The organism is Cupriavidus sp. HMR-1 (assembly GCF_000319775.1).
Classification (GTDB): Bacteria; Pseudomonadota; Gammaproteobacteria; order Burkholderiales; family Burkholderiaceae; genus Cupriavidus; species Cupriavidus metallidurans.
Map to the genome: position 1 here is coordinate 1 of NZ_ANKP01000024.1, position 15,388 is coordinate 15,388.

14 protein-coding genes are annotated in these 15,388 nt (G+C 64.0%); 10 read left to right on the forward strand and 4 right to left on the reverse strand.

Annotated features, from left to right (window positions below; translation table 11 throughout):
- A partial coding sequence (glpK, locus tag D769_RS01905) for a glycerol kinase GlpK (RefSeq protein WP_008641547.1) occupies positions 1 to 1,043 on the reverse strand: 1,043 nt, incomplete at its 3' end.
- A 24-nt stretch (positions 1,044 to 1,067) separates the two neighbouring features.
- Between glpK and D769_RS01910 the strand changes: the two genes are divergently transcribed.
- Positions 1,068 to 1,919 (forward strand): NUDIX hydrolase family protein, encoded by an 852-nt coding sequence (locus tag D769_RS01910; protein ID WP_008641548.1) that lies wholly within the window; start codon positions 1,068 to 1,070, stop codon positions 1,917 to 1,919.
- A 47-nt stretch (positions 1,920 to 1,966) separates the two neighbouring features.
- A complete protein-coding gene (gene purU, locus D769_RS01915) occupies positions 1,967 to 2,833 on the forward strand; it encodes a formyltetrahydrofolate deformylase (RefSeq protein WP_008641549.1) in 867 nt (288 codons plus the stop codon).
- A gap of 169 nt (positions 2,834 to 3,002) precedes the next feature.
- Here the strand turns inward: purU and D769_RS01920 are convergent, their stop codons facing one another.
- The gene (locus D769_RS01920; protein WP_008641550.1) at positions 3,003 to 3,773 is read right to left on the reverse strand and encodes a DeoR family transcriptional regulator; all 771 of its coding nucleotides are present in this window, start codon (positions 3,771 to 3,773) and stop codon (positions 3,003 to 3,005) included.
- Positions 3,774 to 3,935: 162 nt separating this feature from the next.
- Here D769_RS01920 and D769_RS01925 point away from each other — a divergent pair, with 162 nt between their 5' ends.
- The 7 genes from D769_RS01925 (at position 3,936) to D769_RS01955 (ending at position 11,439) form a co-directional block, all read left to right on the forward strand.
- A complete protein-coding gene (locus D769_RS01925) occupies positions 3,936 to 5,060 on the forward strand; it encodes an ABC transporter ATP-binding protein (protein ID WP_008641551.1) in 1,125 nt (374 codons plus the stop codon).
- Position 5,061: 1 nt separating this feature from the next.
- A complete protein-coding gene (locus tag D769_RS01930; protein WP_008641552.1) occupies positions 5,062 to 6,162 on the forward strand; it encodes an ABC transporter ATP-binding protein in 1,101 nt (366 codons plus the stop codon).
- On the forward strand, positions 6,159 to 7,043 hold the full coding sequence (locus tag D769_RS01935; protein WP_008641553.1) for a sugar ABC transporter permease: 885 nt from the start codon (positions 6,159 to 6,161) through the stop codon (positions 7,041 to 7,043). Before D769_RS01930 ends, D769_RS01935 begins: the two co-directional genes overlap by 4 nt.
- Complete coding sequence (locus D769_RS01940) at positions 7,036 to 7,866, forward strand: carbohydrate ABC transporter permease (RefSeq protein ID WP_008641554.1); 831 nt, start codon at positions 7,036 to 7,038, stop codon at positions 7,864 to 7,866. The genes D769_RS01935 and D769_RS01940 overlap by 8 nt, the downstream gene beginning before the upstream one ends.
- 11 nt (positions 7,867 to 7,877) lie before the next feature.
- Positions 7,878 to 8,186 carry a DUF2160 domain-containing protein gene (locus tag D769_RS01945; protein WP_008641555.1) on the forward strand — a complete coding sequence of 103 codons (309 nt, stop codon included), beginning with the start codon at positions 7,878 to 7,880 and terminating at the stop codon, positions 8,184 to 8,186.
- A 123-nt stretch (positions 8,187 to 8,309) separates the two neighbouring features.
- The gene (locus tag D769_RS01950) at positions 8,310 to 10,040 is read left to right on the forward strand and encodes an ABC transporter substrate-binding protein (protein WP_008641556.1); all 1,731 of its coding nucleotides are present in this window, start codon (positions 8,310 to 8,312) and stop codon (positions 10,038 to 10,040) included.
- 181 nt (positions 10,041 to 10,221) lie between these two features.
- A complete protein-coding gene (locus D769_RS01955) occupies positions 10,222 to 11,439 on the forward strand; it encodes an ATP-binding protein (protein ID WP_008641563.1) in 1,218 nt (405 codons plus the stop codon).
- 27 nt (positions 11,440 to 11,466) lie between these two features.
- Here the strand turns inward: D769_RS01955 and D769_RS01960 are convergent, their stop codons facing one another.
- Both D769_RS01960 and D769_RS01965 read right to left on the reverse strand, forming a co-directional pair.
- Positions 11,467 to 13,455 carry a diguanylate cyclase gene (locus tag D769_RS01960; RefSeq protein WP_152414911.1) on the reverse strand — a complete coding sequence of 663 codons (1,989 nt, stop codon included), beginning with the start codon at positions 13,453 to 13,455 and terminating at the stop codon, positions 11,467 to 11,469.
- A gap of 231 nt (positions 13,456 to 13,686) precedes the next feature.
- Positions 13,687 to 14,547: a LysR family transcriptional regulator gene (locus D769_RS01965; protein ID WP_008641566.1), complete on the reverse strand. Its 861-nt coding sequence runs from the start codon at positions 14,545 to 14,547 to the stop codon at positions 13,687 to 13,689.
- An 85-nt stretch (positions 14,548 to 14,632) separates the two neighbouring features.
- On the opposite strand from D769_RS01965, the gene D769_RS01970 reads away from it, so the two are divergent.
- A complete protein-coding gene (locus D769_RS01970; protein WP_008641567.1) occupies positions 14,633 to 15,241 on the forward strand; it encodes a cysteine hydrolase family protein in 609 nt (202 codons plus the stop codon).
- The last annotated feature ends 147 nt before the right edge of the window (positions 15,242 to 15,388 follow it).

Below are 15,388 nucleotides of genomic sequence, written 5' to 3' on the forward strand. Positions count from 1 at the left end.
CCGGTGGCGGTGCACTGGCGGGCCAGCGGCTCCACCTCGGGGGCGCTGTGGATCAGTTTGAGACCGTCGCGCAGCCACTGGATCGTCGCGCCGCCCATGAATACGCCGCCTTCCAGGCAGTACTGGGTATTGCCGCCGATCTGCCAGCCGATGGTCGTGATCAGCCGGTTGCGCGATGTCACGGGCTTTTCGCCGGTGTTCATCAGGATGAAGCATCCGGTGCCATAGGTGTTCTTGGCCATGCCCGGCCGCAGGCACGCCTGGCCAAACGTGGCGGCCTGCTGGTCGCCGGCGATGCCGGCAATCGGAATCTCCACGCCGAACAGCCGTGCCGACGCGCGCGCGACCTCGCCGCTTGACGGCGCCACTTCCGGCAGCAGGTTGCGTGGAATATCCAGCAGGCCCAGGAGCTCATCGTCCCAGCGGAAATCGTGGATGTTGAACAACATCGTGCGCGAAGCATTGGAAACGTCGGTGACGTGCCGCGCGCCATCGGTCAACTGCCAGATCAGCCAGCTATCGACGGTGCCGAAGGCCAGCTCGCCGCGCTCGGCGCGTGCGCGGGCGCCCTCGTAGTTGTCGAGCATCCAGCGCAGTTTGGTGCCGGAGAAATAGGCGTCGACGATCAGTCCGGTCTTGCGCTGGAATGTCTCCGCGTGGCCCGCTGCCTGCAGGTCCTCGCACATCGGCGCGGTGCGGCGGTCTTGCCAGACCAGCGCGCGCCCCACCGGCTCGCCGGTCTTGCGATCCCACAGCACCGTGGTTTCGCGCTGGTTCGTGATGCCGATGGCGGCAATCTGCGTGCCGCTGACGCCCGCGTCGCCCAGTACCTCGTGCGCCACGGCCAGTTGCGACTGCCAGATCTCGTAGGGGTCGTGCTCGACGTGGCCGGGATGCGGATAATATTGCCGAAACTCACGCTGGGCGATGCGTACGACATTGCCCAGGTGATCGAACAGGATGGCGCGCGAACTACTGGTGCCCTGATCCAGGGCCAGCACGTACTGCGGCTGATGAGAGGTCGTGGATGTCATGCGTTCCATCCGGATGTGTTGAATTGAATAGCCATGGCCGAAACAGCTTCCCGCCCCGCCGATCCAGCCGATATCGTTAGCGTAGTCACTGCCGGCGTTGCCGCGCGCAGTCCCTTTGATCCCGCTGCCCACCTACGCCTGATGGTCGATGGGCGGCACGTGGGCTGGCTGCCGCGCAAGCACGCAGGCATCCTCGCCGGGTTTGATGGTGTGCTGGGCCAGCCTGACGGGCAGGGCGCCATCACGCTGCTGCCCGGATGTACCACGGTGCCCGCGCGCAATGCGGCGCTGTCGATGCTGGCCACCCAACTGGCCGATGCCGGCCATGTGCGCGGCTGGCGCAATGAGCTGTTCGCGGTGACGCCGGCGCTGGAAGCCGAGCCGCTGGCCGTGATCGAGCGTGCGGCAGCCCGCTTCCTGGGGCTGCTGACGTTCGCGTCGCACATGAACGGGATCGTGGCCGGCCAGCGGGCGCTATGGATATCGCGCCGCAGCCCGCGCAAGGCGGTGGACCCGGGCATGTGGGACAACCTCGTAGCCGGTGGCATGCCGGCCGGCAGTGATCCGCTGGAAACACTGGTGCGCGAATGCGACGAGGAATCGGGGATTCCGCCCACTCTGGCTACCCAGGCCGAGGCCCACGGGGTGATCGATGTGCTACGTGAAATCCCCGAAGGCGTGCAGTGGGAGCGTGTGTATGTATATGACCTCGTGCTGCCCGCCGACTTCGTTCCCCATAACCGCGACGGCGAAGTGGCCGAGCACCGCCATATCGATCCGGAGGCATTGCTTGCTATCATGGCGGATTGCGCCATGACCGTCGATGCCACGCTGGTGACGCTGGATGCCCTCTGCCGACGCGGCTGGGCCGGTGTCCAGCCCTGAATCGAGGCTTTCACGGTTCCGGCCCGCTCAATTCCGAATCGCATACGATGAGTTCCACCGGATTTATCCTCACGCTTTCCTGCCCGGACCAGCCGGGCATCGTTCACGCCGTATCCGGCCTGCTGTTCCAGCACGGCTGCAATATCGTTGACTCCGACCAGTACGGTGACGCCTTCGCCGGCCGATTCTTCATGCGCGTGCATTTCAGCGCCGCGCCGGGCGGCCCGGATCTGGCCGAGCTTCGTGCCGCGTTTGCCCCCGTGGGCGACCAGTTCGGCATGCAGTGGGAGGTCCACGACGCGACCGTGAAGCCGCGCGTGATGATCATGGTGTCGAAGATTGGCCACTGCCTGAACGACCTGCTGTTCCGCGCCAAGGTTGGCGGTCTGCCGGTGGAGATCGCGGCGATCGTCTCGAACCATCGTGACTTCTATCAGCTCGCCGCGTCCTACGACGTGCCGTTCTTCCATCTGCCGCTGATGAACGCATCGGCGGAGCAGAAGGCCGCGCAGGAAGCCCGCGTGTTCGAAGTCGTGCGCGAGCAGAATATCGACCTGGTCGTGCTGGCCCGCTACATGCAGGTGCTGTCCGATGACCTGTGCCGCAAGCTCCAGGGCCGCGCGATCAACATCCACCATTCGTTCCTGCCGAGCTTCAAGGGCGCCAAGCCTTACTACCAGGCGCATGACCGCGGCGTGAAGCTGATTGGCGCGACGGCCCACTACGTGACCGCCGACCTCGACGAAGGCCCGATCATCGAACAGGAGATCGAGCGCGTGGACCACAGCATGGATCCGGAGCAACTGACCGCCGTGGGTCGCGACGTCGAATGCGTGGCGCTGGCCCGCGCCGTCAAGTGGCATGCGGAACATCGGATTCTGCTGAACGGCCACAAGACGGTGGTGTTCAAGTAAGGACCGAAAACCGCAATGGTTTTCTCCCCTCTCCCGAACGGGGGAGAGGGGCGGTGAAGAGGGCATGCGGTTCAATTTGCGACCCGTCCTGGCTGCTACTACCCCAACGCCTTCTCCCAGAACCCCTTTCCCACAAGCGTGAGAAGGGAGCGCGAGACGTGAGCCCACCTCACTCCTGATCCGCGACCACACATTCCACCCCGCTTTCCTGCAGCATCGTGTCGAAAGGCGCGGGTAACGGCTCGTCCGTGAATAGCCGGTCGATGCTCGCGAGCGGCGCCAGTTCCACCATGGCTCGCCGGTTGAACTTGCTGGCGTCGGCCGCCAGCCAGATTTCGCGCGAGTGTTCCATGATCGTGCGAGACACCTTGACCTCGCGAAAATCATAGTCGCGCAGCGAGCCGTCGGCCTCGATGCCCGAGATGCCGATCAGGCCGATATCCACCTTGAATTGCCGGATAAATTCCACCGTGGCCTCGCCAACGATGCCGCGGTCGCGCGAACGCAGCACGCCACCGGCGACGATGACCTCGCAGTCGGGGTTGTCGGCCAGAATATTGGCCACATTCAGGTTGTTCGTAATCACCCGCAAGCCCCGGTGATGGATCAGCGCGCGCGCCACTTCCTCCACCGTGGTGCCGATGTTGAGAATCAGCGAGCAGCCTTCCGGTACGGCGGCCGCCACCGCGCGTGCGATGCGCGCCTTGCCCTCCGCGTTCAGCACCTGGCGTTGCCGGTAGGCAATGTTCTCGGTGGTCGATCCCTCTACCCGTACCCCGCCATGAAACCGGGCCAGCATGCCGTTCTCGGCCAGCAGGTTGACGTCCCGGCGCACCGTTTGCAGGGTCACGCCGAACTTGCGCGCGAGTTCGTCAATAGAGGCAAAGCCCTGCGTGCGGACTTCCTCGAGGAGTGCGGTCTGGCGTGGATTGAGCGTCATGTCCGGCATTCTAGTTCAAACAGAAACGAAAACAAATGATGCGGCGCAGTATTGTTTTGTGTTCGTTTTTGAGCTAAAACGAGCGGGTTGCTATGAAAAGTGCGCTTCAGCCGCAGGTTTTCGAAGTGGCTGAGCTGTCACAAGAAGAATATTGGAGACTGGATGCAGCTCAGCCTGGAAGGCATTGCGCAGCACGTGGGATCGCAAGCCTATCTTTACCCGATGTCGCTGGCCCCCGTGCCTGGCGCCGTCACGATCCTGCTGGGAACGACCCAGGCGGGCAAGACATCGCTGATGCGGGTCATGGCGGGGCTGGACAAGCCCACCGCGGGCCGCGTGCTGGTAGACGGCGCCGACGTGACCGGCGTGCCGGTGCGGGAACGCAACGTGTCGATGGTCTATCAGCAGTTCATCAACTACCCGTCGCTGCGCGTCTTCGACAACATTGCATCGCCGTTGCGGCTGCGCCGGGATCGCCAGGCCGACGTCGACGCGCGTGTTCGCTCGCTGGCGGGGCGCCTGCACATCGAGCATCTGCTCGACCGGTATCCCTCGGAGCTATCTGGTGGCCAGCAGCAGCGTGTGGCCCTGGCCCGCGCGCTGGCCAAGAATGCGCCGCTGATGCTGCTCGATGAGCCGCTGGTCAACCTCGACTACAAGCTGCGCGAGGAACTGCGCGAGGAACTGACGCAACTCTTCGCGCAGGGCGATGCCACCGTGATTTACGCCACTACCGAGCCGGCCGAAGCGCTGCTGCTCGGTGGCCATACCGCAGTGCTCGATGCTGGTGAGTTGCTCCAATATGGCCCGACGCCGGAGGTGTTCCACTATCCGGCGTCACTGCGCGTGGCGCGCGCCTTCAGCGATCCACCGATGAACCTTCTCGAAGGTGTGCTGGCGCATGGCCGCGTCGTGCTGGCCGGCAACATTTCAATCCCGATGCCAGACGTGGCTCATGCCGATGGGCCGGTAACGGTGGGCGTGCGTGCTGGCGCGCTCCGGCTTGATGCCGTGCCACAGGCCGTGGCTGTGCCGGGAAGGGTGGCGCTGGCCGAACTGTCGGGTTCGGATACGTTCGTGCATGTCGATACACCCGCCGGCAATCTGGTGGCCCAGCTTACTGGTGTGCGCGATCTCGAATTGGGCGCGCAGTTGTCGCTCCATATCGAGCCAGCGCAGATCTACCTGTTCAACGCGGACGGCGATCGCATACACGCGCCGCGCCGTCCAGGCATGTCGCCGGCATCGGCGGGCCCGGTCGCCGCGATCACCGAGTCGGGAGCCTGATATGGCACGTATCGATCTCGACCTCGCGCACGCCTATGTCGCCAATCCGCAGAAGGATGAGGACTACGCGCTGCTGCCACTACATTTCACGTTCGAGGATGGCGGTGCCTACGCGCTGCTGGGCCCGTCAGGCTGCGGCAAGACTACGTTGCTGAACTGTATCTCTGGTCTGCTGCGTCCCTCGCAAGGCACGATCAGCTTCGATGGCAAGGACGTGACTGGCGATTCGCCGCAGGCTCGCAATATCGCCCAGGTATTCCAGTTCCCGGTGATCTACGACACGATGACGGTCGGCGAGAACCTCGCGTTCCCACTGCGCAATCGCGGTGTACCGGCCGCGCAGGTCAAGGAGCGGGTGGGGCGCGTGGCCGAAATGCTCGACCTTTCGGCGTCGCTGGACCGCCGCGCCAGCGGGCTGGCTGCCGACGCGAAGCAGAAGATCTCGCTGGGTCGTGGTCTGGTGCGGCAGGACGTATCGGCGATCCTGTTCGACGAGCCGCTGACCGTGATTGACCCGCACCTGAAATGGCAACTCCGTCGCAAGCTCAAGGAGATCCACCACGAGTTTCGCCTGACGCTGATCTACGTGACCCATGACCAGACCGAGGCACTGACCTTTGCCGATCAGGTTGTGGTCATGTCGCGTGGAAAGGCTGTGCAGGTGGGCTCGGCCGATGCATTGTTCGAGCGGCCCGCGCACACCTTCGTGGGGCACTTCATCGGCTCGCCCGGCATGAATTTCCTGCAGGGCCAATGGCGCGATGGCGGCATCGAGATGGCGGGGCGGCGCTACGCGCCCGACCTGTCGCCAGATGTGGCAGCGAGGCTGCAGGCTGCCGGCACCTTCAAGGTCGGCGTGCGTCCGGAGTACCTGAAGCTGGCAGCCGGCAACGATCCGCAAGCGCTGCCCGTGCGCGTGGAGCGCGCGCAGGATATCGGCACGTACTGGCTGGTGTCCTCGACGGTAGACCACGGCGAAGCCGCGACCCTGCGCGCGCGGCTGGGAACCGAGGCCGCGCATCTGCGCGCTGGCGATACCGCGTGGTTGTCAGTGTTCAACCGGCATACCTGCTTCTACGTCAACGAGGAACTGGTCCAATGAAGCCCGTCAACCAGAAGGCCTGGCTGCTGGTGCTGCCAGTGGTGTTGTGCGTGGCGTTCTCGGCCATCCTGCCATTGATGACGATCGTCAATTACTCGGTGCAGGACATCATCTCGCCTGATCGGCGGGTGTTCGTCGGCACCGAATGGTTCCGCACCGTGCTGCGAGACGAGGAACTGCATGGCGCGCTGTTCCGTCAGCTTGGTTTCTCGCTGGCCGTGCTGTGCGTGGAGATTCCGCTCGGCATCCTGCTGGCGCTGTCAATGCCGGCCAAGGGCTGGAAGGCATCAGCGACGCTGGTCATCATCGCACTGTCGCTGCTGATTCCCTGGAACGTGGTCGGCACGATCTGGCAGATCTTCGGCCGTACCGATATCGGCCTGCTCGGGGCCGCGCTCGACGGGCTAGGCTTCGCCTACAACTACACCGGTAGCGCGTTCGACGCCTGGGTTACCGTGCTCGTCATGGACGTGTGGCACTGGACACCCCTGGTGGCATTGCTCTGCTACGCGGGGCTGCGGGCCATCCCGGATGCCTACTACCAGGCGGCGCAGATCGACGGCGCATCGCGCTTCGCGGTGTTTCGCTTCATCCAGTTGCCGAAGCTGCGCGGTGTGCTGATGATCGCGGTGCTGCTGCGTTTCATGGACAGCTTCATGATCTACACGGAGCCTTTCGTGCTGACCGGCGGTGGCCCGGGCAACGCCACCACGTTCCTGTCGCAATACCTGACGCAGAAGGCGGTGGGCCAGTTTGATCTGGGGCCGGCCGCGGCGTTCTCGATCATCTACTTCCTGATCATCCTGCTGACCTGCTTCATCCTCTACAACTGGATGCAACGCGCCGGCACGGCGGGCGCCGAGGAGATTCCAAATGGCTGAGCACGTGCTTCCGGGCCAGCGCGCCAGCTGGTGGCGGCCCGTATTCCTGACTACCTACCTGTTGTTCGCGATCGTGCCGATCTACTGGATGGTGAACATGTCGTTCAAGACCAACGAGGAGATCGTCTCGACACTCTCGCTCTGGCCGGCATCGTTCACGCTCGAGCACTACGTGACGATCTTCACCGACGCGTCGTGGTACTCGGGCTACATCAACTCGATGATCTACGTGGTCCTGAATACGGTGATATCGATCGGCGTGGCGCTCCCGGCCGCCTACGCGTTCTCGCGCTACCAGTTCATCGGCGACAAGCACGTGTTCTTCTGGCTGCTGACCAACCGCATGACGCCGCCCGCTGTGTTCCTGCTGCCGTTCTTCCAGCTCTACACGACGATCGGGCTGATGGATACACACCTTGGCGTGGCGCTGGCGCACCTTGTGTTCAACGTGCCGCTTGCGGTGTGGATCCTGGAGGGTTTCATGTCGGGCGTGCCACGCGAGATTGACGAAACAGCCTACGTTGACGGCTACTCGTTCCCGCGTTTCTTCCTGACGATCTTCCTGCCGCTGATCAAGGCCGGCGTGGGCGTGGCGGCGTTCTTCTGCTTCATGTTCAGCTGGGTGGAACTGCTGCTGGCGCGGACGCTGACGTCCGTCAACGCCAAGCCGATCGTTGCGACGATGACGCGCACGGTGTCGGCGTCCGGCATGGACTGGGGCGTGCTGGCCGCGGCCGGCGTGCTGACCATCGTGCCGGGCGCCATCGTGATCTGGTTTGTGCGGCACTACATCGCGAAAGGCTTCGCGATGGGCCGCGTTTAAGGGAGGCACCGATGCTGAGCTGGATGGTATGGACCACGCCCGTGGCCGTGTTCTTTGCCGCGGTGGTGGTGATGCTGATCGGCATGACGATCTGGGAAACCCGTACGCCGACGGTGATGCGCAAGGGCTTCCTGCCGATCGCCACCACGCGTGGCGACCGCCTGTTCATCGGGCTGATGTGCGCGGCGTGGGTCAACCTTGCATGGGTAGGGCTGGGTGAAAAGATCCAGAGCTGGCTGCAACTGGCCGAAGAACCATCGATATGGATCAGCGCGGGCGTCTCTGCTCTGGTGCTGCTGCTGATCATGCGCCGGGGCTAGTGTTCCGGCGCAACGCGGATTTTGCTGATGTGGGCTGCGAGATCTTGTCCCTTCCCCAGGGCCGCAACCCAATTACAGAGAGCCGGGGAAGGGGTTCATGAGGAGACACAGATGAAAGAGCGCGTGAAGTTGGGGATGTCGGCCCTGGCCTTTGCGGCCGCGCTGGCTTGCGGTCATGCGGCCTGGGCCGACGAGGCCTCCGCGAAGAAGTGGGTAGACAACGAGTTCCAGCCGTCGTCGCTGTCCAAGGACAAGCAGATGGCGGAAATGAAGTGGTTCATGGACGCCGCCGCCAAGCTCAAGGCGAAGGGTGTCACCCAGATCAACGTGGTGTCCGAAACCATTACCACGCACGAGTACGAATCCAAGACGCTGGCCAAGGCCTTCGAGGAAATCACCGGCATCAAGGTCAACCACGACATCATCCAGGAAGGCGATGTCGTGGAAAAGCTGCAGACGTCGATGCAGTCCGGCAAGTCGATCTACGATGGCTGGATCTCTGACTCGGATCTGATCGGCACGCACTATCGCTATGGCGCGATCCTGCCGCTGTCCGACTACATGACCGGCGTGGGCAAGGAGTACACGAACCCCGGCATCGACATCAAGGACTTCATCGGGACGAAGTTCACCACGGCGCCGGACGGCAAGCTCTACCAGCTGCCGGACCAGCAGTTCGCCAACCTGTACTGGTTCCGCGCCGACTGGTTCGCGCGCAAGGACCTGCAGGAGAAGTTCAAGGCCAAGTATGGCTATGACCTGGGCGTGCCGACCAACTGGTCCGCCTACGAGGACATCGCCAACTTCTTCACCAACGACGTGAAGGAACTGGACGGCAAGAAGGTGTTCGGCCACATGGACTATGGGAAGAAGGATCCGTCGCTCGGCTGGCGCTTCACCGATGCGTGGCTGTCGATGGCCGGATCGGCCGACAAGGGGCTGCCCAACGGTATGCCGGTGGACGAGTGGGGCATTCGCGTGGCCGAGGACAAGTGCACGCCGGTTGGCGCGTCGGTCTCGCGTGGCGGCGCCACGAACAGCCCGGCCGCGGTGTACGCGCTGACCAAGTACATCGACTGGATGAAGAAGTACGCGCCGCCGCAGGCCATGGGCATGACCTTCTCCGAGGCGGGCCCGGTGCCTGCCCAGGGCCAGGTGGCGCAGCAGATCTTCTGGTACACGGCGTTCACGGCCGACATGACCAAGAAGGGCCTGCCGGTGGTCAATGCCGATGGCTCGCCGAAGTGGCGCATGGCGCCGTCGCCGTACGGCCCGTACTGGAAGCAGGGGATGCAGAACGGCTATCAGGACGTCGGCTCGTGGACCTTCTTCAAGAACACCGATCCGAACCGTCTGGCTGCCGCCTGGCTCTACGCGCAGTTCGTGACGTCCAAGACGGTGTCGCTGAAGAAATCGCTGACCGGCCTGACCTTCATCCGCGACAGCGATATTCACCACGAGTACCTGACCAAGAACGCGGACAAGTATGGTGGCCTGATCGAGTTCTACCGCAGCCCGGCCCGCGTGGCCTGGACGCCGACTGGCAACAACGTGCCTGACTATCCGAAGCTGGCGCAACTGTGGTGGAAGAACGTGGCCACTGCGGTGACGGGCGAAAAGACGCCTCAGGTGGCGATGGATACCCTGGCCGAGGAGATGGACAACGTGATGGGCCGCCTGCAGCGTGCCGGCATGGCGAATTGCGCGCCGAAGCTCAATCCGAAGAGCGATCCGTCGAAGTGGCTGTCGTCGGAGCATGCGCCGTGGAAGAAGCTGGACAATGAAAAACCAAAGGGCGAAACCATCGCCTATGACAAGCTGCTGCAGGCGTGGAAGGAAGGGCGCGTGCGCTGATTGTTGCTGAACGGGGTGTTCGGCTTGTAGGGAGGAACGGCGGCGCTGTTGCGTCGCCGTTTCGTTTTGTGCCGGATCTGTGCCAGTTTGGAACTTCCGCGTTGCACTCCGATATTCGACACCCTAAAGCCTCCCATGGCTATCTAGAATCGCTCGCAGTTGGATCCCATGGACAGAGGCAATGATGAACAACGTATCCGAAAGCATTTTCAGACGGCGGCAGCTCGCGGCCGAACTCGCCGACGAGCTGATGGGCGATTCACGGACGGGCATGGCGTGGTCGGGGTTGTTCCTGTCGGCGCCACGCCGCACGGGCAAGTCCACGTTTCTGCGGGAGGACCTTCAGCCGGCACTCGAGCGTCGTGGCGCACTGGTTCTGGTGGCGGATCTATGGAAAAACAACGATGTCGATCCTGGCGACGTGATCGTCGACGTCGTGCGCCGGGCACTGGCCGCGCATGAGGGAGTCGTTGCCAGAGCGGCGCGCGCCGTGGGGCTGGACCGGTTCGGATTCGGAGGCTTTTCTTTCTCCATAGACCGGGTGGGGCTCGGCAAGGGCATTGCCCTGTCCGATGCGCTGGCCGAACTGTCGGACAAGGTCCAGCGGCCCATTGCGCTGGTCATCGACGAAGCTCAGCAGTGCATGGCCACCCGGCGCGGCAACAACGCGATGTTCGCGCTCAAGGCGGCACGCGATGAACTGAACTTCGCCCATCACGGCCTGCGCATCATCGCCACGGGCTCCGATCACGTCAAGCTGCGCATGCTGCTTGGCTCGCGCGAGGCATTCTTCTGCGCGACGGAACGGATCTTTCCGGTGCTGGGGCGTGACTACATCGATTGGTTCCGGTCGCGGCACGGCTTTTCCGACGTACTGAACGCCGATGTCATGACGCATCTGTTCGCGCGTGCGGCGTATCGTCCCGAGCTATTCGAGTCCGCGGCGGTTGCGGCGGGCGGGGACGGCCTTGTCGGGGGCGATGCGGCAGCGGTGCTCGAACGGCGGATCGACGAACAGATGCGCGCTGTTCATGCGCCGGCCATGCGAACGCTGGAAGAACTGCCGCCGCTCGATGACGCGATCATCCGCGTCATGGCGACGAGCAAACAGATGTTCGCCGGATTCAGCGCGCCAACGATGCAAACCTATCGGCGAGTCATGAACGCCCTGTCAGGCGAGCCATCGTCGCGTCTCGACTATGCCGAGGTGGAGCGGGCGCTGGAAAGACTGGTGGTCCTGCGACTTGTCTGGCGCTCCGCATTGGGCCTGCATGTTCTCGAAGACCCAACGCTCGCCGAGGCGATGCGCCGGGCAGGGCTGCTTGACGTGGTCAGGCGCGTCTCTGGCAGAAAGCTGACCCTTGTTTCCGGAGCGGAGCACGACTTATCGGTTGCCTGAGGCGGGGCTGCGAATGGGGCGCGTCAGCTACGCGTGCGGAGCGATATCTGCGGCCTTGTTGGGGCCGGTCGCCGAGTAGCAGGCTTTGCCATGCCGCTTGGCGTCGTACAGGGCCATATCCGCCCGTATGAACAGTTCGCTGACGGATGCGCTCTGGCCTGATTGGTGGAGCGCGCTGCCGACGCTGCACGTCGAGACGAGTGTCTGGCCATCGATCGTGAACGGGCGTAGCGCCGCATGAACGACCGCATGTCCGATGCGTTCGACGATACTCGGCGTGGTGATGTGTTCGAGGATGATGGCGAACTCGTCGCCGCCAATTCGGGCCACAGCATCGCCGCTACGTACACAGGTGCGCAGTCGTTCGGCGAAAGCGACGAGCAGGCGGTCGCCGACCGGATGGCCGTAGCTGTCGTTGACCGCCTTGAAATCGTCGAGGTCCACCAGCAGCAACGCGGCGCCGTGATCTGCCGAGTCTGCTCGCGCCATGGCTTCCTGCAGTCGCCGGTCGAAGCCCTTGCGATTCAGCAGGCCGGTCAGGTGATCGGACAGCGTCTGGGCTTCAAGCGTGCGCAGCTTCAGGCGTTCGCCGGTCACATCGCGGGCGAACATGTGCAGGCCGGTGAGAACGTCCTGCGTATCGTTCCACGCTGGCTGGTAGGTGATCTCCCGAGCGGTGCCGTCGGACGTTTCTCGCGTGAAGGTCACGACTTCGCCAGTGCTTGCACGCTCGAGGTAGGGCTTGTTGGCGACGTAGTCTGGTGTGCCCCAGAGTTCTCGCACAGAAAGGCCCGTGATCTGGTCGGCCGGCAGACCATAGTGTCGCGCATAGGCCTGATTGACGAACGCGAACCGCTCGCTGGCATCGATGAAAGCGACGAACTCGGGAACATGATTGGCGATGGCCACGAAGCGCTTCTCGCTCGCTGCGGCGCTGTCGTTGGCGGCCTTGAGCGCCGCCTCGCGCTCGGAGAGTTGCTGCATGACCTCGCAGAAGGCGCCGGCAAGCTCGCCGATTTCGTCCTCGCGGTCGACGGGCAGGTCCGCCACAGCGGATGGGCGCGTGGCCAGTTGCCTGACGGCGCGATGCAGGTGTTCGAGCGGGGCCAACAGGAAACGGATCGTCATCCACATCAGCGCGGCCGCAAAGATCAGGGAAACGAAGCCGATGACGATGGCATGTTGGCGGGCTTCGAGCAGCGGCCCGTAGGCTTCCTTGGCGGGCAGGACCGATATCACCTCCCACCCGTTTGATGCCAGCAGGTGGCGTGCGACGACCGGTTGCTGCGGCTCCAGCGTTTCCCAGCGCGAGGCTGGCTGTTCAGCGCCGCAGGATTCTCCCGAGGCGCGTGCGGGCGTGAGCACCTTGGCGCTGTCGGGATGCATGGCATAGCGTGGATTCGGACCGGCCGAGACCAGGCAATAGAAACCGGTCAGGCCGATGCGGCTGCCTGCCAGCTCGCGCAGGAAGTTGTCCGCGGACAGGTTCAGGATGCCGCCGACGACGGCGCGCAGTTCACCCTTCGCACTCAGCAGGGGCACGGCGAGGATGACGCCGGGGGCGGCACTGTGTTTGCCCTGCAGCAGGTCCGAAACGACAAACGGGGAGCCGCGCAGGATTTCCTTGAAGTAGTCGCGGTCGCCGATCGTCATCTTGACGCCATCCGGAACCGCCGTGCTGAACGCGAGTGTGCCGTCGGGCCATGCCATGAAGACCGCGTTGAATTGCTCTGGTATGTCGATGGTGTCGGCGGCAAGCTGGCGCTGTCGGGCGGAGGGTGCGTCGAGCACAGGCGACAGGTTGTGGGCGAGCCGTCGCAGCACGACTGCGCGTGATTCGAGCTTCTCGTCCAATTGGTTGGCGACGAGCCTCACCAGTGTGTCCTGCTGGCTCTGAACGAGATCGTTCAGGCGCCCATAGGCGTACCACTGGGAAATCCCCGCGCGTGCCACAAATACCAGCGTAACCACAATTGCGGCGGCGATCGCCATCCGGTACTTCAATGAGTGCCGCATGATTCTTGTCTGTTCGCGCACTGACCCGTATTTGGCTGCCTGGATGCTGTCATTGATTGGCCCCACCTATCTATCATCGGCAACCGGTTCAAAGCGTAGCAGAACTGCTATCGGTTGCCTTGGGAGTACCGGCACAAACGCGTGTGTGATCGCACGCGAGGTGGAACATGGCGCACACCGTGGCGGTGGCGCGACATTCGGGAGCTTCCTGTGCGGCGAACGAGAGGATTGTCAGCGGCACTCGGCCAGCGCTTCGACCAGCCAATCGATGACCGGGCGGAAGCGTGACGCCCCGCGAAACTCGGCCGGGTAGGCCAGCCAGATTTCACGGGTGACCTCGGGTACGTCCTGCGCCAGGGTCAGGCCCGGGTCTCCGGCGGCGAGGTAGTGGGGGAGCAGGGCAACCCCCAGGCCGGTGCGCACTGCCTGGCTGACCGCCAGCAGGCTGTTGGACTGGAATGCGAAACGCCGATTCAGCGATTTCGGCCACTCCACTTCCGGCAGCGTGAAACCCTCGTCGAGCAGGCCACAGAGTGGCGTATCGCTGGCGAGCGCGGTGGCCACTGTCATACCGGCCGGCGCATAGAGTCCGAAATGCACGGTCCCCGCGCGTTGGGCGACCACCGTGTCTTCCTGCGGCCGTGCCAGACGCACCGCGATATGCGCGCGGCGCCTGGCCAGGCTGGCTACCCGGTTGTCCAGTTCGAGCCTGACTTCCGCCTCTGGATTGGCCGCGTAGAGCGCCGGCAGGCGCGGCGTCAGCAGGCACGTGCCCATCGCCGCGGTGGCTGCCACCCGCACCACCCCCGAGACCCCCGATGCCACGCCTTCGATTTCTCGCAGCAGGCGGTCGGCGGACTGCTCCATCTGGCGCGCCGCAATCAGTGCGTTGCGACCCGCCGCGGTCAGCACAAAGGTGCCGTCCGCCCGGGTGGCAACCGGCTTTCCCAGCGCTGTTTCCAGGCGCCGGATCCGCCGGATGGCTGTGGCATGGGTGATATCGAGTTCGCGTGCGCAGGCGGAATAGCTGCCGGCCCGCATCAGCGTTGACAGCGTCAGCAGATCATCCCATGAGATTGTGCTTTTTTGCACAGTGATTGTGAATGAGTGGCGAATTGGCGCACAACTTAGCCTGTCCTACGATGCCTGCATAGTCACCTGGCCATGGAGATGTGAGATGTCAGTCGCCCCCGTTCCAACAACGCTTCTCGACGCTGCAGGCGCGAGCCGCCTGCCATCCGCCTGGTCGGATGCCGTTCTTGTGCTGGTGGATCATCAGCGCGAGTATGTCGACGGCAAGCTGCCGCTGACCGGTATGCCCGAGGCGGTGGCAAGCTGCGCAGAGCTTCTGGCGTTGGCGCGCCGGCACGGCTCGCCGGTGATTCACGTCGTGCACCACGGGAAGGCGGGCGGGGCGTTCGATCCGGCTGGACCTCACGCGGCGATCATCGAAGGTCTGACTCCGGTCGATGGCGAGCAGTCCGTGGTCAAGCACCTGCCGAACAGCTTTGCCGGCACCGACCTGGCCGATCTCCTGGCAGCCACGGGCAGGAAGGAACTGATCGTGGCGGGCTTCCAGACCCATATGTGCATCAGCGCGACCGTCCGGTCCGCGCTCGACCACGGCTACCGCGTGACGCTGGTGGCCGCTGCCTGCGCCACGCGTGATTTGCCCGATCCACTGGGAGGTGCGCCGTTGTCCGCAGCCGAACTGCATCGCGTTACCCTGGCAGCCTTGAATGACCGGTTCGCCACCGTTGTGGCCGATGCATCGGTTTGGCACTAGCGGCAGGAATCGGCAGGAATCGGCAGGAATACACGCCGGTCAGGTGCCGGCGTCGGGTTGGAGGTGGTGGACAAGCGCGCTTGCCGGGATGCTGCGCGCGACTGGCTGAGGCATACTAGCGCCTTCCAAAACGCGGCCTGTCCGGCG